The sequence below is a fragment of the Olsenella profusa F0195 genome, assembly GCF_000468755.1.
Classification (GTDB): Bacteria; Actinomycetota; Coriobacteriia; order Coriobacteriales; family Atopobiaceae; genus Olsenella_F; species Olsenella_F profusa.
This window is the reverse complement of the sequence record NZ_AWEZ01000016.1, coordinates 1-18,434: the sequence shown is the minus strand read 5'-3', so window position 1 is coordinate 18,434 and position 18,434 is coordinate 1. Positions and strand designations below refer to the sequence as shown.

General features: G+C 63.5%; 26 protein-coding genes. 24 read left to right on the top strand and 2 right to left on the bottom strand.

Translation table 11 applies throughout. The features are described from left to right. The first annotated feature begins 91 nt into the window (after window positions 1-91). The 7 genes from HMPREF1316_RS01980 to HMPREF1316_RS01960 all read left to right on the top strand — a co-directional run bounded on the left by HMPREF1316_RS01980 (window position 92) and on the right by HMPREF1316_RS01960 (window position 5,578). Window positions 92-976 (top strand): EamA family transporter, encoded by an 885-nt coding sequence (locus tag HMPREF1316_RS01980; protein WP_021725256.1) that lies wholly within the window; start codon window positions 92-94, stop codon window positions 974-976. Between the two features lie 455 nt (window positions 977-1,431). Then, on the top strand, window positions 1,432-1,761 hold the full coding sequence (locus HMPREF1316_RS14250) for an SIR2 family NAD-dependent protein deacylase (protein ID WP_021725205.1): 330 nt from the start codon (window positions 1,432-1,434) through the stop codon (window positions 1,759-1,761). 42 nt (window positions 1,762-1,803) lie between these two features. Further along, the gene (locus HMPREF1316_RS14245; RefSeq protein WP_198009544.1) at window positions 1,804-2,142 is read left to right on the top strand and encodes a hypothetical protein; all 339 of its coding nucleotides are present in this window, start codon (window positions 1,804-1,806) and stop codon (window positions 2,140-2,142) included. Between the two features lie 229 nt (window positions 2,143-2,371). After that, window positions 2,372-2,593: a macro domain-containing protein gene (locus HMPREF1316_RS14970; protein ID WP_198009548.1), complete on the top strand. Its 222-nt coding sequence runs from the start codon at window positions 2,372-2,374 to the stop codon at window positions 2,591-2,593. Between the two features lie 326 nt (window positions 2,594-2,919). Beyond that, window positions 2,920-3,177 carry a SemiSWEET family transporter gene (locus tag HMPREF1316_RS13540; protein WP_021725221.1) on the top strand — a complete coding sequence of 86 codons (258 nt, stop codon included), beginning with the start codon at window positions 2,920-2,922 and terminating at the stop codon, window positions 3,175-3,177. A gap of 970 nt (window positions 3,178-4,147) precedes the next feature. Further along, entirely contained in the window at window positions 4,148-4,669 is a 522-nt protein-coding gene (locus tag HMPREF1316_RS01965; protein ID WP_021725244.1) for a helix-turn-helix domain-containing protein, read from the top strand. A gap of 723 nt (window positions 4,670-5,392) precedes the next feature. Further along, window positions 5,393-5,578: a hypothetical protein gene (locus tag HMPREF1316_RS01960; protein WP_040650904.1), complete on the top strand. Its 186-nt coding sequence runs from the start codon at window positions 5,393-5,395 to the stop codon at window positions 5,576-5,578. 123 nt (window positions 5,579-5,701) lie between these two features. Here HMPREF1316_RS01960 and HMPREF1316_RS01955 read toward each other — a convergent pair whose 3' ends face one another. After that, on the bottom strand, window positions 5,702-6,988 hold the full coding sequence (locus HMPREF1316_RS01955; RefSeq protein ID WP_232204391.1) for an ATP-binding protein: 1,287 nt from the start codon (window positions 6,986-6,988) through the stop codon (window positions 5,702-5,704). A gap of 114 nt (window positions 6,989-7,102) precedes the next feature. Between HMPREF1316_RS01955 and HMPREF1316_RS01950 the strand changes: the two genes are divergently transcribed. The 13 genes from HMPREF1316_RS01950 (at window position 7,103) to HMPREF1316_RS01895 (ending at window position 15,600) form a co-directional block, all read left to right on the top strand. Further along, window positions 7,103-7,477 carry a 5-methylcytosine restriction system specificity protein McrC gene (locus HMPREF1316_RS01950; protein ID WP_084620800.1) on the top strand — a complete coding sequence of 125 codons (375 nt, stop codon included), beginning with the start codon at window positions 7,103-7,105 and terminating at the stop codon, window positions 7,475-7,477. A 5-nt stretch (window positions 7,478-7,482) separates the two neighbouring features. After that, complete coding sequence (locus HMPREF1316_RS01945) at window positions 7,483-7,953, top strand: DUF6998 domain-containing protein (protein WP_021725235.1); 471 nt, start codon at window positions 7,483-7,485, stop codon at window positions 7,951-7,953. 102 nt (window positions 7,954-8,055) lie between these two features. Beyond that, window positions 8,056-8,598: a hypothetical protein gene (locus HMPREF1316_RS01940; protein WP_040650902.1), complete on the top strand. Its 543-nt coding sequence runs from the start codon at window positions 8,056-8,058 to the stop codon at window positions 8,596-8,598. Between the two features lie 3 nt (window positions 8,599-8,601). Continuing rightward, the gene (locus tag HMPREF1316_RS01935) at window positions 8,602-9,630 is read left to right on the top strand and encodes a hypothetical protein (RefSeq protein ID WP_021725217.1); all 1,029 of its coding nucleotides are present in this window, start codon (window positions 8,602-8,604) and stop codon (window positions 9,628-9,630) included. Window positions 9,631-9,632: 2 nt separating this feature from the next. After that, window positions 9,633-9,971: a hypothetical protein gene (locus HMPREF1316_RS01930; RefSeq protein ID WP_021725207.1), complete on the top strand. Its 339-nt coding sequence runs from the start codon at window positions 9,633-9,635 to the stop codon at window positions 9,969-9,971. A gap of 1 nt (window position 9,972) precedes the next feature. Further along, window positions 9,973-10,299, top strand: a complete 327-nt coding sequence (locus HMPREF1316_RS01925; RefSeq protein ID WP_021725241.1) for a putative minor capsid protein — start codon at window positions 9,973-9,975, stop codon at window positions 10,297-10,299. Between the two features lie 7 nt (window positions 10,300-10,306). After that, complete coding sequence (locus tag HMPREF1316_RS01920) at window positions 10,307-10,693, top strand: minor capsid protein (protein WP_021725209.1); 387 nt, start codon at window positions 10,307-10,309, stop codon at window positions 10,691-10,693. Next, the gene (locus tag HMPREF1316_RS13940) at window positions 10,690-10,839 is read left to right on the top strand and encodes a hypothetical protein (RefSeq protein ID WP_021725237.1); all 150 of its coding nucleotides are present in this window, start codon (window positions 10,690-10,692) and stop codon (window positions 10,837-10,839) included. Before HMPREF1316_RS01920 ends, HMPREF1316_RS13940 begins: the two co-directional genes overlap by 4 nt. Continuing rightward, on the top strand, window positions 10,836-11,555 hold the full coding sequence (locus tag HMPREF1316_RS01915; protein WP_021725220.1) for a phage distal tail protein: 720 nt from the start codon (window positions 10,836-10,838) through the stop codon (window positions 11,553-11,555). The genes HMPREF1316_RS13940 and HMPREF1316_RS01915 overlap by 4 nt, the downstream gene beginning before the upstream one ends. Before the next feature lies 1 nt (window position 11,556). After that, entirely contained in the window at window positions 11,557-12,777 is a 1,221-nt protein-coding gene (locus HMPREF1316_RS01910; protein WP_021725252.1) for a phage tail spike protein, read from the top strand. 53 nt (window positions 12,778-12,830) lie between these two features. Then, the gene (locus tag HMPREF1316_RS13015) at window positions 12,831-14,009 is read left to right on the top strand and encodes a BppU family phage baseplate upper protein (RefSeq protein ID WP_021725249.1); all 1,179 of its coding nucleotides are present in this window, start codon (window positions 12,831-12,833) and stop codon (window positions 14,007-14,009) included. Then, entirely contained in the window at window positions 14,006-14,209 is a 204-nt protein-coding gene (locus HMPREF1316_RS13935; RefSeq protein WP_021725222.1) for a hypothetical protein, read from the top strand. The genes HMPREF1316_RS13015 and HMPREF1316_RS13935 overlap by 4 nt, the downstream gene beginning before the upstream one ends. 2 nt (window positions 14,210-14,211) lie before the next feature. Next, window positions 14,212-15,600 carry a leucine-rich repeat protein gene (locus tag HMPREF1316_RS01895; protein WP_021725239.1) on the top strand — a complete coding sequence of 463 codons (1,389 nt, stop codon included), beginning with the start codon at window positions 14,212-14,214 and terminating at the stop codon, window positions 15,598-15,600. A gap of 2 nt (window positions 15,601-15,602) precedes the next feature. Here HMPREF1316_RS01895 and HMPREF1316_RS01890 read toward each other — a convergent pair whose 3' ends face one another. Next, window positions 15,603-16,088 (bottom strand): GNAT family N-acetyltransferase, encoded by a 486-nt coding sequence (locus HMPREF1316_RS01890; protein WP_021725253.1) that lies wholly within the window; start codon window positions 16,086-16,088, stop codon window positions 15,603-15,605. A gap of 102 nt (window positions 16,089-16,190) precedes the next feature. On the opposite strand from HMPREF1316_RS01890, the gene HMPREF1316_RS01885 reads away from it, so the two are divergent. The 4 genes from HMPREF1316_RS01885 to HMPREF1316_RS13930 are packed head-to-tail and all read left to right on the top strand — an operon-like array spanning window position 16,191 to window position 18,414. Continuing rightward, window positions 16,191-16,409, top strand: coding sequence for a hypothetical protein (locus HMPREF1316_RS01885; RefSeq protein WP_021725255.1), 219 nt, complete (start codon window positions 16,191-16,193; stop codon window positions 16,407-16,409). A 1-nt stretch (window position 16,410) separates the two neighbouring features. Continuing rightward, window positions 16,411-16,650: a hypothetical protein gene (locus HMPREF1316_RS01880; protein ID WP_021725215.1), complete on the top strand. Its 240-nt coding sequence runs from the start codon at window positions 16,411-16,413 to the stop codon at window positions 16,648-16,650. Further along, window positions 16,640-18,271 carry a GH25 family lysozyme gene (locus HMPREF1316_RS13010; protein WP_021725214.1) on the top strand — a complete coding sequence of 544 codons (1,632 nt, stop codon included), beginning with the start codon at window positions 16,640-16,642 and terminating at the stop codon, window positions 18,269-18,271. The genes HMPREF1316_RS01880 and HMPREF1316_RS13010 overlap by 11 nt, the downstream gene beginning before the upstream one ends. Further along, on the top strand, window positions 18,268-18,414 hold the full coding sequence (locus tag HMPREF1316_RS13930) for a hypothetical protein (RefSeq protein ID WP_021725227.1): 147 nt from the start codon (window positions 18,268-18,270) through the stop codon (window positions 18,412-18,414). Before HMPREF1316_RS13010 ends, HMPREF1316_RS13930 begins: the two co-directional genes overlap by 4 nt. Window positions 18,415-18,434 lie beyond the last annotated feature (20 nt).

Here is an 18,434-nt window from a genome sequence, read left to right as displayed (position 1 = left end):
ACGCGGCCGCGGGATGCCATGGATTTTGGCTCGCCAAGGCGCTACAGTCTGATGCGATTGCAGGATCGCGGCCCCTGGGGGATGACCAGACATGTGGCTGTTGGCTGCCGCTGGCTCGGCGCTCTTCGCGGGCGTGACGGCGGTTCTCGCCAAGCTCGGCATCAGGAGGACCGACCCGGACGTGGCGACGGCGATCCGTACCGTCGTAGTGCTCGCCTTCGCCTGGCTCATGGCGGCACTGACGGGGCAGGCGGGGGCGCTCGGCTCCATCGGCGCCACGTCGTGGGCCTTCCTCGCGCTCTCGGGCGTAGCCACCGGTGCGAGCTGGATCTGCTACTTCAAGGCGCTCTCGATGGGTGACGTCAACAAGGTCGTCCCCATCGACAAGACGAGCTCCGTCCTCACGATCCTCCTGGCCATGGCGCTCTTTGGCGAGACGGATGCGCTGCCGCTCAAGCTCGCTTGCTCCGCGGCCATACTGCTGGGCACCCTCATGATGGTCGAACGCAGGCAGGCGGCGGATGCCGAGACGGCCGCGGCACACGGCAGCGCCTATCTCGTCTATGCGGTCGGCTCGGCCGTCTTCGCGGCACTCACCTCGATCCTCGCCAAGGTCGGCATCGTGGGCGTGCCCTCCAACCTCGCTACGGCCGTGCGCACCTGCTTCGTGCTCGTGATGGCCTGGCTCGTCGTGGCCCTGCGCCACAAGCTGCCGCAGGCGCGGCCCTCCGCGCTCGACCGGCGCGAGCTCGCCTTCCTCGCCCTTTCGGGCGTGACCACGGGCGCCAGCTGGCTCTGCTACTACCTCGCCATCCAGCAGGGCATCGTGAGCGTCGTCGTGCCCATCGACAGGCTCTCGACGCTCGTATCCATGGGCTTCGCGGCCACCGTACTCCGCGAGCGCTACACCAGGCGGGCGCTCGCGGGCCTCGCGCTGGTCACGGTGGCGACGCTCGCGATGGCCATCTGGGCGTAGGTCCCGATACCCCGTACATGTGGAAGCCAGCACCTATCTCTTTCCGCCGATGACGACGTAACCGCCCTGTCATTGGATGGTTATGCTATGCGGAACTGGCATCGCACAATTTGCTGTCCTGACTACTCTGGCATCAATGGCGGGAGGGCCCAGAGGAGGGAGTTTTTTCGTCGCTACTGTGCTTGCGGGAGTTGCGCCTGCGCTTGAGGTTCTCTGCATAATTTTCGGTCATATATTTATTCGTTCGCACTACGACTACGACGTCAAGCCGTCCAAAGCGGGCTTGCCCTTCACACAGACAGGCTTTCAGTCCCTGCTTTCTGCAGGAAATCACTGCAGACGAGTGCAAGAGTGGCGCCGACTCGGGCCTCTCAATAGCCACGGGCTTCGCCTACGGCGACGAGCGCTTCCGTCACCGCTTCGCCGATTTTATCAAGTCGCGCGGATTCACCGACATGTACTCGGCCGGCTTCCTCCCCTTCCCCACATTTAAGGAGCAATGGGCATGCTGGAGTCGCCACATCTGGTACAGCCGCTACGTAGACGCGCCAAAGGGTACCTACGAGAAACTCCTGCGCCTGCTTGACGGTGAGGATCTCTTCATCCTGACCACTAACGTGAACCATCGGTTCCAGCTGGCAGGATTCCCCAAGGAGCGCTTGTTCTACACACAGGGTGACTACGGCCTGTGGCAGCGCAGCGTACCGTGCTACGACGCCACCTATGATAGCTACGGGGCGGTGAAGCGCATGGTAGAGGAGGAGCATGGCATGCGGGTACCGTAAAGGTTGGTGCCCCATTGCCCCAAATGCGGGGCGCCTATGAGCATGAACCTGCGAGCAGACGACACCTTTGTGGAAGATAACGGCTGGCACGAGGCAGCGGGGCGCTACCGTGACTTCATGGACGCACACGGGTGGGGAAGGGTGTCCCATCTCGAGCTGGGGGTGGGCATGAGCACACCCGTCATCATCAAATATCCCTTCTGGCAGCACACGAGCACCAATCCGCAGGCCAAGTACGCATGCGCCAACTATGGGGAGGCGTATACGCCGGCTGAGATCCGCAGCCGTTTGATTCTACTCGATGCCGATATCGACACGGCACTCTCCGAGGCGTTGGCGTTGATCGGCCACGAGGAGGCGCAGCATGGAGTCCGGTCGTAAGAAGGGATTGCCTGAGCATCTAGCGGCAGAGCTGTGTGCCGAGCGCGGGCTCCACGCCCCTCCGGCGAACGACGCAAATGAGCTAGGGGAACGCGTCCCGCACCTTAGTGAACACCAGGTCACCGACACCTGCGGATGAAAACTGGCTCAAAACGCAGGACGAGCTGCTCGAGGGGTTAATCGGTAAAGATCACCACCGCGTACAACCTCCCCTCGAAGCACGTCATCCATACGGCCGGTACCATCGCGCACGGGAGTCTCACGGACCTTCACCCACGTACAGCTCGCCAGCTGCCACAGCAGTTGCCTGGTCCTGGCGAAGAATTACAGCCTGTCTTCGATTGTCCTCTGCTGCATCGGCACGGGCGTATTCGGCTTCCCGCAGAAGGAGGAGCGAAAATCGCTGTCAGGACAGTTCGCAAATGGCCTGACGACACAGGCTCGGAGATGATGGCGACGTTCGATGTGTCCTCGAATGAGGATCTCGCATTCTAGAGACGTCCTCTCGGCTTGTAGTGCCGATGGCAAGCGTAAAGGAGACGCCTCGAGCACTCCCAGGAAGTGGTTGGGGCGGCACGATAGATGAGACCGGAAGCTACCATTTGCTACCAAGTGCTGAAAGGGTATTTTCAAATGGATTAGCATATACCGTGTTACTTTTATGAAACTTCGCTATAGCTTTCGTAATAATATATAGAAGAGTTGGTTTTTATTCTACTTACTGCTGTTTCGTTTCCATCTTGTGCATCTTGTCGTCGCTGAAAGTTGGGATAGACTATGAACCAAAAAACATTCAAAACTGTTGGGTGGATAGCAACATGCACCGCCATGCTCATGTATATAGCTTACTTCCCTCAGATCATAAATAACCTTCACGGAGATAAAAGTGGTTTCTTGCAGCCTATGGTTGCTGCAATAAACTGCACTCTATGGGTCTGCTATGGCTTCTTTCAAAAGAAAAAGGATTGGCCTATCATGGTGGCAAATGCTCCTGGCGTTTTGTTTGGTGCAATCGCCGCAATCACCGCCCTGTAGTCAGCTGATCAGAAAGCTGATTAGAATTAACTGTCGCAGCACGGGTCGGAAGCCATGCAACCCAAGGCTACGTGACGTATTGAAAGAGTCCAGGAAAAGGGCACTAAACTGGTGATTAATCTCCTTATATTCGATGGGATGGCGCCACACGAGGGAAGGGTGGTGCCATACCTGCGGAGAAATATAGAGTCGAGCTGACGTCGGAGAAGCACGGGAAGCTGCTCGCGGTGGACGTCAGCGAGTACGTCGACCTGCGCATGAGCGAGGCCGAGGCGACTAGGACATACCGACCTCGGCCAAGACGGTTCTCTGCCTAAAGGGGAGACTGATGATCGAGGGACTCTGGAGTGTGCTTGAGCGAAAGCGTAAGCTGTCCCCAGACAACCTCAAGATCGACGGGGACGTCGAGGCTGTATTCCGTCAAGTAAGAAGGCCTCGGTGGTGGAGCAAATGATAGTGCCGCACCATCAGAAGCCCCCTGCCGCCCAAGGGTGACGACGGGGGATATGCGCGACCTTTTGAGAGGCTCAACGTGAGCTGCTCCGCCATGGCAACAAGGCGAGCGGGGACCTTGCCCTGCTCGGGGAGTTCGAGGCCTTCGGGAATTTTGTCGGAGGTGATGGGTTTAGCACTGATTGAGAACTCTCCATCCTTGATGAGCTGGGGGACATCCCTGAGGTTCTCGACGGTGCCGTCGATGGAAGTCTTTACGGTGACCTCGGAAGCGGCAAACGGGAAATCGGGAGGTTCACGGACTGGCCGCCCAGACCGATGGGTACGGAAGTGCCGTCTCAGGGGCTTAGTGATGCTATGGTCAAGGCGTTCAAGAGCAAAAGCAAAAAGCAATGATCTTTAATGTCAACGAGTCATGCCATGTCTCATCCTTGGAATAGGGTAATTGCTCACTTTGTGTCCTGTTATGCAAAAGAAATCTGCAGCATGCTGAACCCAGAGAGGAGGCCATAAAACCATGGATCTTGTAAAGATTGGGAAAATCCTTCAGGAGCTTCGTAAGGAAAAGGGACTCACGCAGGAGCAGCTCGCGGAGCGGACTGGCGTCGCGCGCAGAACGGTATCCCGGGGGGAGACCGGCAGCAATATGCCGGATCTGGACATCCTGATCGAATTATCTGATTTCTACACAGTTGACCTCCGTGAGATCCTGAACGGAGAAAGGAAAAGTGAGCATATGAGTCGGGAACTGAAAGATACGGTATTGCAGGTTGCAGATTACAGCAACGAGGAAAAAGCAAGACTGCTTCGCAGGATGCACTGGCTGTTTATCGCCGGCCTGATCGGCTTTGCCGCTTTTCTGGTGATTACATTGCTAGGGCTGGATAAGACTACGCCATATGACGGCATCGGCGGTTTTGGCCTTGGCATTGCATTTGGAATGATTATTCTCGGCGTGATCTTCACAAGCAGATCTGCGGCCCGGATCAGGGAATTCAAGCTGAGACTGCTGGGTAAGAAAACGGAGGACAACAGATGAATGTCTTGATTATCATCGGTCTTGTTCTTGCGGGTGGCGCCATTGCTTTTTATGTATCATCTCGGTCGCAAATTATCAAGGATAACGCTTTTACCCCTAGACCCCTTGACACGGCGAATAAAAGGGGGCCATGCAGTTGTTGTCAAAGGAGCCCTTGTGAGGCCGACGATGCCGGAGCAGCCGCAACCCGCATTCCCCCTAGCCCATAGCGCTCTGCACCTAGCTTACGAGACCTTCCGTAGCTCAAGGTGCCGTCAGTCACGCCGAGAATCGTCTCCAGAAGCTCGCCATGGCTGGGCTTGAACTCGTGTCCGGACATCTTGGGCGCGCTCACCTGGCGAGCTCTTCGAGGGCGTCCGTGTACTCGTCCATGAAGCCGACCGCGACGTCCAGGAGCTGTCTGCGCTCTTGACGGGCTGGATGACGACCCAGGGCTTGTTGTTGTTCTTCAGTATCGTGACGGATCTGCTGGTCCTGTTCACCTCGACGGTGACGCGGGAGAAGTTGCTCTTCGCATCCGCGAGCCCCATGGTCAAAGCGGACATGATGGTCTCCTTTCGATCCTGACTAGAATCATGGCCAGGGATGAGATCAATGTGAAGGCTGACTACGGCATGCTGCTGCGTGAGTATTTGCCTGCATAGGCAGTGGCATTATTCGGTTTGAGCGGTAGGGGCATGCGGACGAAAAGTTGGGCCCGATGCGGTCCGGTCAGGAGTCTGCATGCCCCGATCACCCAGGCGCACGACGGGGTCCGAGCAAAAGACCGTGGAGCTGCGCAAGAAGGGCGGAACCGCCCACGCAGAGGTGGTCTGCGTCCAAGACCTCCTCACCGGCAGGGCCCGCGAGACGCTGGGATGGAGGACGCCCGCGGAGGCCATCGCCGAGGTGCTATCCGAGGCATCATGAGAACGTGGTGCAATGACCACCTGACTCTGCCCCTTTCACGTGCAATCATGCCCCTTTTGGACCAGAAGGAGTAAATTTCATCTGCCAGGCAACCTTAGCTCGTAACGCCTACCACGACGCCCATTAATCCCAGCACCCTGGGTTTCCGATGGCATAGAGCGGCACGTTGCGCATCCAGCCCTGGTCGCGGAAGCCCGAGAGGCTGAAGCGCCTCGGCATCGTGCCGGGATACCGCTCGGAAAACGCCCCCAGGCTCTTGGACTTCAGGTTCTCTTCAGCTTTCACCTCGATGGGGTAGACCCTGCCGCCGCGCTGCACGAGGAAGTCGACCTCGCCTCGGGAGTTCTGCGCGGACCAGTAGCACGGGCTGAGGCCGCAGTCCGAGATCAGCTGCTGGCAGACGTACTGCTCAGTAAGGGCTCCCTTGAACTCGGTGAAGAGCGCGTTGCCGTCGACAATGCTCGAGGCGTCAAGCCCGGAGAGCGCTCCGAGGAGGCCGAGGTCGAGGGCGAAGAGCTTGAACGCGGACTCGTCGGCGTAGGCAGAGAGAGGGATGCCCGGCTTGGACACCCTAGAGACCCTGGTCGCGATGCCGGCCCGGGTGAGCCAGGTAATCGCCGAACGGTAGTCCCGAGCCCGGGCGCCCTCCCTGACGTGCCCGAAGACGAACTTCTTGTTCTCCTGCCCAAGATGCGCCGGCAGCGAGCGCCACGCGGCAAGGGCGTGCTCCGCCTCGACAGCCCCCAGGTGCTTCGAGACGTCCCTCTCGTAGCCAAACAGGATGCCCTCCTGCACGGCACGAACGGCGGCCAGGTCGCCGGACTCGGTAAACGTGGCAACCGCCTCAGGCATGCCCCCGACGAAGTAGTACTGCTTAAGCAGCTCCACGAACCTCACCGCGAGGGATCCGAGGAGCTCTCCGTCGCCCGAGTCGACGATCTCCCGCAACATTGGGTTACCTGTCGCGTCGAGAAACTCGCGAAAGCTCAGAGGATGGAGGTCGAGTGTGTCGACCTTGCCGACGGGATAGCCGGTGCCCTCATGGAACGTGATGCCGAGGAGCGACCCCGCCGCCGCCACGGCGAGCTCGGGGACGTTCTCGCAGAAGTACTTGAGCGAGGTGAGCGCCTTGGGGCACTCCTGGATCTCGTCGAGCACGACGAGGGTCTTGCCGGGGGTCACCCTCTGCCCGCTCTCCGCTTGAATCACGAGCAAAAGGCGGGACAGGTCGTAGCCTGCATTGAACTGGGTGGCAAGGCCTGGGTTGTTGTCAAGGTTGACGTAGGCGACATTCTCGAAGTACCTCGCGCCGAACTCCTTGAGTAGCCAGGTCTTTCCGACCTGCCTAGCCCCGTTGAGCACGAGGGGCTTCCTGCGGGCGGCGTCCTTCCACCTGACGAGGTCTTCCATGAGGGGTCGCTCCATGGTCCCTCCAATCATTTCGATATTAATACGTCCTTATTTTCACACGAAAAGGCGAAAATAAGGACGTATTTCTGGAAAAATTGGCTAATATGATGATGTATTTTACTCCCACTCTTCGAGGGCAGGCGCGTCTCGCTGCGCCCCGACATCCTCTGTGGGTGCGCCAACGGGCGCCGCGTCGTGCTCGATACCAAGTGGAAGCACGTCTTCGGCCCAAGGGATTTGTCGGTGGCGGACATGCACCAGATGTACGCCTACGGGCAGCGGTACCGCGCCGAGGACGAGGGTATGCAACACGTCGTCCTTCTCTACCCATGGCATGAGGGCGTGAAGCCTGGGCTGATGCCCGAGGGCAGGCACGTGAGCAGCGACGGCGTGCAGGTGGACATTTTCTTCTTCGACCTTTCCAACGCTGCAGATAACATCACGTCACTCCTCGAAACGATCGAATCGCTTGCAGGATGCAGGGAGTAGGCACCATGGGAGAAACCGCAGGCAGCAAGAAGCTTGCCGAGATCATCCGACGCTTGTACGGCATCGTCGGTGAGTTGGAACATGACTACCATGACCAGCACCGCCACTTTACGCTGGACGGGCATCTGATCGGAAGCATCGGCGAGGTCTACGCGGCCGAAAGGTACGGCATCGACCTCTTCGTCTCGTCAACGCCCAGACATGACGGAACATCGCCGGACGGGAGGCTCGTGCAAGTCAAGGCCACTCAACGCGGCAGCGTGGCCTTGAACGAGAACCCGGACTTCCTGATTGTTCTCAAGATCGATGGGGACGGCGAGATAAGCGAGGTGTACAACGGACCCGGTCAACCCGTCTGGAACTTGTTCGAGAACCGAGCAAGGCCGAAGAACGGCCAATACCAAGTGTCGCTCTCGAAGCTCAAAGCCCTGAACAAAGCGGTTGATAAGAGGGACAGGATACCCGCGCTGACGTAAATACGCACCAGCTTGTGACACCCCAAGACAATGCCCGTACCGGTAAAGGTGCGGGCATTGTTCGTCTCTGCCCGCCTTACGAGACGAAAGGCAGGACAGAACATGGACGGTGAGACCAATGGCGGCCAGGAAGCCACGCAGGGCGCGCAGGACCAGGCGCAACAGCAGGGCCAAGAGCAGCAGGAAACGCAACAGGGCCAGTCGCAGGTAAGCGGCAGCGAGACCGACTACGAGAAGCAAATCGCCGAGCGCGACGAGAAGATCGCCTCCCTGGAGGCCCAGGTTGCCGAGGCGGCCAAGAACGCCGAGACCGCCGAGCAGCTGCGCGGCGAGATCGCCGAGCTCAAGGCCCAGGGCGAGAGCGACCGGATCGACTTCAGGCTGAAGCTCGCGGGCGTGCGCAACGTGAAGGCGGCACGCGCCCTGCTCTCCGACCACGGCAACGACGTGGACAAGCTCAAGGAGGCAGAGCCCTGGCTCTTCGAGGCCACGGGCAAGCACGCCAAGGGCGGCAGCTCTGCGGGTTCCGGCACGACCGGGCTGCCCAACGCGGGCGCGGCCAGCGACGAAGGCAAGACGCTCAAGCACTGGCGCGAGATCGCGGGCCTCACCGACGATGACGACGACACCAAGAAGGAGGGCTAAGAGATGCCTAGCAACAACATCGCGTTCGCACGCAACTACACATCCGTAATCGACGAGGTCTACCAGCGCGCATCCGTGTCCGGCTGCCTGAACAGCGGCCGCCGCATGGTGCGCGCGGGCCACAACGCAAAGGAGATCCTCATCCCGAAGATCTCCGTGACGGGCCTCGGGAACTACACCAGAAACGTCGGCTACAAGACCGGCGCGATCACCTACGAGTTCGAGACCAAGACCTTCAACTACGACCGCGGCATCCGCCTGTTCGCGGACGTGATGGACGTGGAGGAGGCCGGAGTCAACGACTGCTTCGTCGAGGCCGGCGCCGAGCTGCAGCGCACGCAGGTGGCGCCCGAGGCCGACGCCTTCACCTTCGCGCAGATCGCGGGGCACGCCGGCGTCGAGGTCGCCACCGACGACTTCTCGCAGGCCTCCGCACTGGACGTGCTGGCCGAGCTCCGCGAGGTCACCAGCGTCATGGACGAGAAGCAGGTGACGCTGGGAAGCCGCTACCTGTTCATCACGCCGACGCTCAAGGGCGTGCTCGACGACTTCTCCTACGCGAACCCGACGCGCTCCAACCGCGTGCTCGAGCGCTTCTCGCGCATCGTTGAGGTGCCGCAGGTGCGCTTCTACACGGCGATCGACCTGCTCTCCGGCGACGGGGACCAGTTCGGCTACCAGCGCTCCGAGGGCAGCTACGCGCCCACGGCCGACACCGAGGTGGACGCCTCCAAGACCTACTACACGCGCAGCGGCAGCGAGGGCAGCTACACCTACACCGCCGTGGCGTCGCCCACCAAGAGCGGCCTGTCCGGTTACTACGAGCTCACCGGCGTGGGGCGCGCCATCAACTTCATGGTGGTGGAGAAGAGCGCCGTGATCAAGTTCGACAAGCACGTGGCGTCGCGCGTGTTCAGCCCGGACGAGCTGGAATCCCTGGACTCTTACATGATGAAGTACCGAAAGTACGGCATCGTGGAGCTCTTCGACAACAAGCTCGACGGCGTGTACGTCTCGGCGGCGACGGAGTAGCCGTGGCCTCCACCGTGACATACGAGTGGTATTCGCAAACCTACGGGGGCGGCCTTTCCGAGGCCGCCTTCGCGGCATCGCTGCCCATGGCCGACGCGCACGTGAGGTGGCTCTGCGCCGTGAAGGGAGCGACGACCACCTGCAACGTGTTCAAGCGCGCGGTGTGCGCGGCCGTGGACGCCTTCGCCGAGTACGGCGCGGGCGAGGTCGGGGGGTTCCAGATCGGCGAGTTCTCGGTCAAGAACTACGCGAGCCAGCAGACGACCGGCGAGGAGCTGGCGACGGCGGCCGCGCTGCGGGAGCTGGGGCTCTCCGGCATGGCGTTCACGGGGGTGTGCTGACATGCGCTCCATCCGGCCCATACCTCGCTCGGCGCTGCCCGACGTTATGACCGTGAGGGTGCCGCTTGCCGACGGGACCTTCGAGGAGCCGCAGATCATCGCCAACGTGCGGTTCGAGCGGACGCAGAAGGTGTCGGAGGACGACCACCGAAGCGCCGACGCGGGCCAGGGAACGGTGTTCGTGGACGCCGTGAACTCCATCGGCGCGTTCGACGTGCCGGCGGGATCGCGCGTCGCCGTGAGCGGGCACTCGATGATGGTGGCCGAGTCGCACGCGTGCTGCGACCTCTTTGGCCGCGTGCACCACTGGGAACTGAAGGTGAGGTGAGCTGGTCTTGCAGCTTTCCTTCTTGGTGGCGAAGGCCCTGCTTGAGGGCGACTTCGCAAGCTACTTCGCAAGTCTTCCGTCGGCCGACATGGAGCCCGAGCCCATCGTGGTCCGCGAGGGCAGGCTCGAGCGCGTGAGCCGCATGGAGCACGAGGAGCGCGGGACCGTCACCGTCGCCGTGATGGTCGTGCGCGAGGTGGCGGCCAAGGCCGAGGCCGACGCTATCGCTTGCGAGAGGTGGATCCGACGCTACGGCTGGGAGCCAGTGGCGGAGAACGGCAGCTGGCGCATCGCGGGCCTGGACACCACGGCGCCGGCGTTCAAGGAGAGGGACGGGTCCGGGCGCTTCGTCTGGACCTTCGACGTTGTGCTTACGGTGGTGAGGAGCCTATGAGCGACAAGGGCAAGCGCGTGAACGCGAGCGGGCATGTGGCCGAGGCCACGTTGAAGCGTGCGCGGCCGTTCGGCAAGGACGACAGGGCGGCGCGCGAGTCGCAGCGCCGGGCATCGGCCTACGGGCGTGCCAGGGGCAACGCATGAGGTCGATCGTCTACGCGGGGAACGACTTCTCCGAGATCTGCAGCGCCGAGGTGATCGAGCGGGCGGCCAACCCCATCGTCGCGGAGGCCATGGCCGTGCCGGGACGCGCCGGTGCTTTGCTGGTCTCCGGCTACATACCGCCCGTGGACGTGCGGGTGCGGCTCTTCATGGACATGGGCTACAACCCCGGATTCACCGGCATGGCGCGGATGCGCGGCAAGGTGCGCCGGTGGCTCAGCTGGCCCGGCGGCGGGAGCCTGGTGCTGCCCGACGACCCCGAGGTCGAGTACCGCGACGCGATGCTCGTGGGCGCGCCCGACTGGTCCAACCTCTTCGAGGCCGGCGAGTGCACGCTGACCTTCACCCTGTTCGACCCCATCGGCTGGGGCGCGGAGCGCGTGGAGCGCACGTCGCGCTTCGAGGTGGGCGGCGACTGGCCGACGCTGCCGGAGTTCCGCGTGGTGGCCTCTGCGGGGTCATACCTGCAGGTTTCGCTGCCGTCTGTCGGCAAGGGCATCCGCGTGGACTACGACTTCGCGGGCGGCGAGGCCGTGGTGATCGACTGCCAGGGCGAGACGGTGCTGATAAACGACGTTGACGCTCGGGACTGCGTGGCCCTGGCGAGCGACTTCTTCGCGCTGGAGCCCGGCGACTGCGTCGTGTCGACCTCCAACTGCACCTACGTGGAGACGCGCTTCTGCGAGAGGTGGGCCTAGCATGGCGGGCTCGGTGCCGACGCTCTACTGGTTCGACCGGTGGGACGAGCGGATCGGGCTCCTTCGCGTGGTCGGCGAGCTCGTGCACACCGAGGAGCTGAACGGCGAGGACACGCTCGAGTTCTGCAGCTACGAGGTGCCCGCGAAGGGCGACCGGCTGCTGTGGCTGGACGGCTCGACCTGGCGCGAGCACGTGGTGGTGCGAACCGACGAGCCGGTGGCCGGGCTCTGCAGCGTGTACGCGGAGTCGTCGCTCTGCGAGCTCTTGGACGACTTCATCGAGGAGGCCCAGCTGGTGAGCAGGACGGCGGCGCAGGCCCTGGCGGCCGTGCTGGCGCCGACCAGGTGGAGCGTTGCGTATTGCGCGAGTCTCGGCACCGCCGGGGCGCTGATCTACCACCAGAACGCGCTCTGGGCGCTGCGGCGCGTGGCCGAGGTGTGGGGCGGCGAGGTGACGCCGATCATCACCGTTTCGGGCGGGCACGTGGCATCGCGCTCGGTCCGCCTGGACGCCCAGCGCGGCGACTGGCGCGGCCTGCGCTTCACCTACGGCAAGAACATGGCCGGCTGCACGCGCACGGTGCTAGAGCAGGACGTGTACACCGCCCTCTACGGCTTCGGGGCGGGTCTGCCCTTCACCGACGAGGACGGCAACTACAAGGCGGGCTATAGGCGCAAGCTGACCTTCGGGGACATCAACGGCGGGCTGAACTACGTGGCAGACGAGAGCGCCAAGCAGGTCTGGGGACGCTGGAACGCTGACCACACGGCGAAGGCGCATTCGTTCGGGCAGGTGACGTTCTCCGAGGTGACAGAGCCCGAGCGGCTGCTGGCGCTGACCAGGCGGACGCTCGTGGAGGCGTCGCAGCCCAAGGTGAGCTACGAGGTGGACGTGGCGGCGCTCGACGGCGACGACGCGGACCTGGGCGACACCGTGGCCGTGATAGACACGTCGCGCGACCCGGAGTGGCGGCTTACTGCCCGCGTCGTGCGGCGCGTGCGGACCTTCGGCGAGCAGGTGGTGGCGCGGGTGACGATCGGCACCGTGGAGCCCGTGGACTACGCGCAGGTGAGCGCTTTGGCAGCCGACGTGGCCACGCTGCGCGACGACGTGGTGGGCATCGACGGAAACCTGACCACGGCCGCATCGGTGACCGTGGTGGAGAACACCGTGACAACGGCGATCGACGACCTGGACGAGCTGGCGGATTTGGACTTCTAATCTGTGACGCGGGCGGATGCTCTTCTCGGCAACTCATACGCGAGGAGGGCGGCATGCTCGACGGTTACGGACTTCACACGATGATATGGGACTCGGCGGACGAGCGGCTGGGAGACTTCCTGGTGGCCTCTCCGGCCGACGCCTCGGGGCGCGGGCTGGAGCTGCACGTGCGGCAGGGCGGCGCGGCGGCCGACCTCACCGGCGCCGAGGTCTACTTCCTCTGGCGGCACAAGATGGCCGGCACGCGCGGATGCGAGCCGATGACGGAGATCGACGCGTCTCTCGGCCAGTTCGTCGTGTACTACCCGGCCGCCATGCAGGAGGCCGAGGGCGCGGTTGACGCTCAGTTCATGGTGACACACGACGGGAAGAGCATCTCCACGCGGGCGTTCACGATCCGCGTGGAGCCGGTGATCATCGGCGGCACCGAGAGCGAGGACGGCTTCACCCTGTTCGTGGAGACGATCATGCGCTATGAGGGCGCGATCGAGATCACCACGGCGGCTGCGGACGCTGCGGAGGAAGCCGCCGAGGCCGCCAACGACGCGGCGGACAGCGCCACGGCGGTCGCGAACGCGATACAGGCCGCTGCCGCGCGCGGCGACTACGACGGGGCCGACGGCGCGGACGGGTACAGCCCGACGGCCACGATCACCCAGACCGCCGAGGGCGCGACCATCACCATCACCGACAAGAACGGCACCACGACCGCCAACGTCTCCAAGGGCGTGAAGGGCGACAAGGGAGACACAGGCGATATAGGCCCGCAGGGACCCAAGGGCGACACCGGCGAGCAGGGACCGCAGGGCATCCAGGGCGAGACGGGAGCCACCGGAGCCACTGGCCCACAGGGACCCCAGGGCGAGAAGGGCGACACGGGTGCGACCGGTCCTCAAGGGCCAAAAGGTGATACCGGCGATGCTGGCCCGCAAGGTGAAACTGGTCCCGCCGGCGCTAATGGCGTCTCCTGCACGCACAGCTGGAATGGCTCGGTGCTGACGGTGACGAGCGCATCGGGCACGAGCTCGGCCGACCTGCGCGGCCGCAGGGAGTCCAGGGAGTCCAGGGCGAGACCGGCCCCCAGGGCGAGACGGGCCCGCAAGGTGAGACCGGCGCGACCGGAGCCACGGGACCGCAAGAGCCGAAGGGCGACACTGGCGATGACGGCGTTAACGCGACCATCACCGGAGCGAGCGCGACTGTCGACTCTGCCACCGGCACGCCGTCCGTGAGCGTCACGCTGGGCGGCACGGCTTCCGCCCGGACGTTCGCCTTCGCGTTCCACAACCTCAAGGGCGAGACCGGCGCGACTGGGCCAACCGGGCCGCAGGGTCCGGCGGGAACGACGCCCGACTTGTCTGCCTACGCGACGAAGCAGTACGTGGACGACGCCATCGCGGCGCTCGCGAACCTCGAGGAAGAGGAGTTCTGATCATGGCCGTTGGCACCGTCTCCACGCGCATACTCACCGACATCGCAAACGCGATCCGCTACCAGGCTGGCATGGCCACGCTGTACAAGCCGCGCGAGATGGCCGCCGCAGTGGCGGCCCTCGACGGCACGGACGCCGGGAGCTACCAGGCGCAGCCTTACATGACGCTCGAGTCCGGCGTGCTGCCGGAGTCGGTGTTCTCGGACATCGCCGACGTCATACGGGGGCAGAACGGACTCTCGACGCTGTACGCGCCGGGCGACATGGCCGCCGCCATCCTGGCGCTCGAATGGGACGTGGGCTACAAGATCCGTGCGCTGCTGCTCGATGACGGCACGCTCGAAATCAACTACTACGAGCGGCGAACGTCGGTCACCGGCGGGCGCATCGTACAGGTCTTCGAGATCGACCCGGCGGGCTACTCGTCGGCCAGCGCGAGGTCGTACGACTCCATCAAGCTGCTGGTGAAGAAGGTCTACATCGACAGCACAATTTCCGGGCTCGGCCTGACGAACTGCAACTACTGGTTCAACGCGTTCTCGAACTGCACCGAGGTGCGCGGGTTCGAGAACCTCTCCGGCATGACCAGCGCCACGCAGATGTTCTCCAGCTGCACGAGCCTTGAGACGATCTACGCAACGAGCTTCAGCAACTCGGGGCTCTCGGGTTCGCTCATGTTCACCGGCTGCACCAGGCTCGTCGGCGGGACGGACGGCTTCGTGCCGTCCCAGACCAGCGGCGCGAGCGTGTGCAAGCTGGGCGCCGGCGGCGTGCTGACCGACCCGAACAACGACCAGCGCACGTGGTTCTACGCGCACTACTACGCCGACGGCGAGGGCGTGCTCACGGCGACATCGACGCCTGACTCCTCGCGCACGCTGCGTGCCTCCGGCAGGATCTGCGCCATCGGCAAGTACGTGGGCCTGGGATTCACGCCTTGGGACGGCGTCACCGGAGCGACGCACCGCCAGAACCTGACCAGCGCGACCTTCGCGGCGGACATGGCGACGTTCTCGTACCTGAACCTGAACTACCTGTTCTACAGCTGTACGAACCTTGCCAACATGAACGGACTGGGCAACCTGTCGGGCGTGCGGTCGATGCGCTACACGTTCAGCTCCTGCGCATTCACGACCATCGACTTCCGCGGCTTCGACCCGTCCACGCTCACTGACCTGTTCTACACGTTCTCGGGGTGCTCGCACCTGACGACGATCTACGCGGACTCCACCTGGGCGCTGCCCACGAGCGGCATCACGGGCTCGCAGTGCTTCTACAGCTGCGGCAGCCTCGTCGGAGGCAACGGCACCGCGTGGGCCAGCAGCAAGACGGCTTACACGTACTTCCGCGTTGACACGGCGAGCACGCCGGGGTACGTCACGGTAAACTGACGTTAGAGATCGATAACCATGAGCCACTCGGTGTCATCGAAGCCGTTGCCTGCTATGATGAAGCCCAGGCGCTCGTACAGGCGTAGCGCCGGGTTATCCTTCTGGACCGAAAGCGAAGCGCGGGCATAGCCGGCGTCACGCAGCTCGGTGAGCAATGTGCTCATCATGGCTGTTCCGATGCCTTGCCCCCGGTACGGCCTGTAGAGCGAGACGGAGAACGAGGGCGTCGCGTCGTCGATGTGACCATACTCGTCAGTCGTGCGCACCCAGCAGGCGCCGACCACTCTGCCGTCGACCTCGGCGACAACGGCGCGGTCGTCCGGCAGCGTGCCGAAGCCCTCGAAGGCGGCTCGGCACTTGGGGTCGTCGTATATGACCGAACGCGGAATTTCGCCCTCGAAGCCCACCGGCACGAAGATCGCCTCGTAGAGGAAGTCTTCGAGCAGGGGCCACTCGTCTTCCCTGATATGTCTGACCTCGTAATCCATGGGCCGCATTATACCCGCTGGCACACCGGAGCGACCTTGTGACGCGGGCCGACACTCTCACTGACAGAGGGTGTCGGCTTTTTCGTTGTGGAGGTCCTTTTCATGGAGTCAATCATCGTCGCGTGCATCACGGGGGTGGTCACGCTGGTTGGCGTGATCCTCTCCAACTCGAAGAGCAGGGCCGTCATGGAGGTCAAGCTGGACGCCCTCACGGCAAAGGTCGAGAAGCACAACCAGCTCATCGAGCGGACATACCGCCTGGAAGAGGGGCTTTCGGTCGTGCGGAACGACATCGAGACCCTCAAGGGAAAGGCGGGCTGACATGAGCGAGTTCCTGGCAAGCAACGAGTGGCAGTGGAGGCTCCTGCGCACGATCGTGCAGGGGGTCCTGGGCGTGGTGATCGCCAACCTCGATTTGATCATGGGCTGGTGTGTCCTGGACCCGAGCGTGAGGGGTCTAGTCGTGGCCTTGGTGATGGCGGTTTTGTCGCCCATCATGGCCGCCCTGGGCGGCGACGGTGACAAGCCGGAGATCCCGAGGGGTGAGGCGCGTGGGGCTTAACGGCATCGACATCAGCTCCTGGCAGGACGACCTGGTCGTCTCGGCCATGGGCACGTGCGACTTCGTGATCGTGAAGGCGACCGGCGGCGCGGGCTACTCGAACGAGTGCTTCCGCCGGCATGCCGACGAGACGCTGGCGGCCGGCAAGCTCCTGGGCTGCTACCACTACGCGCGCGACCGTGGGTACGAGGGCTCGGCCGAGGCCGAGGCTGACCACTTCATCGCCGCGTTCAGGCCCTACGTCGGCAAGGCGATCCCGTTCCTGGACTGGGAGGCGGACGCGCTGAGCCTGGGGCCGTCCTGGGCGAAGAGGTGGCTCGACCGCGTGAAGGCTAAGACCGGCGTGACGCCGGGCATCTACACGAGCAAGAGCGTGCTCTTCTCGTACGACTGGGCTGCTGTGGCCAAGACGTATCCCTTGTGGGTGGCGCAGTACCCCAACTACGAGGAAACCGGCTTCTTGAGCGAGCCGTGGACCGACGGCTGGGACTTCGGCGCGTGGTCTTCTCCGCTGATTTTCCAGTACACGGGGACCGGACGCATCCCCGGCTACGGCGGCCATCTTGATCTGGATCTCTTCTACGGAACCAAGGACGACTGGCGGAGGCTCTGCGCAATTGCCGGCGCCTCCGCTGGCACCGGGGAGGTGAAGGAAGTGTCTATCAGCAGGGCGAACGTGGCCGCGCAGATCATGGAGCACCTCTGCAACTGCGCCGAGCACGGGTACAGCCAGCCTGGCCGTCATGGCACGAGCGGCCATTGCAGCGTGAAAACGGACGCGGGCGTCGTCAAGGTCACCAAGGGCGACCGCGACTGCTCCTCGGCCGTGTGCGAGGCATGGGAGCTCGCGCTCGCGGGCACGACGTACGACGGGCTCATCACGCGGTACAACTGGACCGGCGGCATGCGCGAGATGTTCGTGGGCTCGGGCCTCTTCTCGTGGCAGGCTGTGACCGCAAACGCCCAACGCGGCGACATCTACCTCGACGAGGAGAACCACACGGCGATGGCGCTGGGAGGCGGCAAGATCGGCCACTTCACCGGCTCGGAGACGGGCGGCATCGACGGTGCGCCAGGCGACCAGACGGGGCGCGAGTCGCGCATCCAGGACTACTACCGTGGCAGCTGGGACGGCGTGCTCCACTACAACGGCAAGGCCGACGTTGGCGGGGCCTCAACCCCTACCGGCTCTGGTGCGCCCTCCGGCGACGTGTCAGAGCTTGCGGCGAGGGTCATCGCCGGAGAGTTCGGAAATGGCGATGCGCGCAAGGCTGCGCTGGGCGACCGATACGACGAGGTGCAGGCGGAGGTCAACCGGATCCTACTTGGCGGCTCCTCTGGTGGCTCCTACGACATTGACGCCCTGGCAAGGCGCGTGATCGCAGGCGAGTTCGGCAACGGCGACGAGCGGAAGCGGCGCCTGGGCGACAAGTACTCGGCCGTGCAGCAGCGGGTGAACGAGATCCTGGGCGCTACGGGCGCGAGCTCGACCTCAATGGACGTCGACGCGATGGCCCGTGCGGTGATTCGGGGAGACTACGGCAACGGCGAGGAGCGGAAGCGGCGGCTGGGGTCGTACTACTCCATCGTGCAGCGGCGCGTGAACGAGATGCTGTCATGATGACGAGGCTGAGGTGGCTCGGAGAGCAGGTGGGCTGGTTCCTCGGGATCGTGGGTTGCCTGGTCCTGCTCATCGTGCTGCTGCCGCTTATACCGATCCTCGAAATCTACGACGACGTGCGCAGGGCATACGAGGACAAGTAACGCGAAGGCCGCCTATCGGA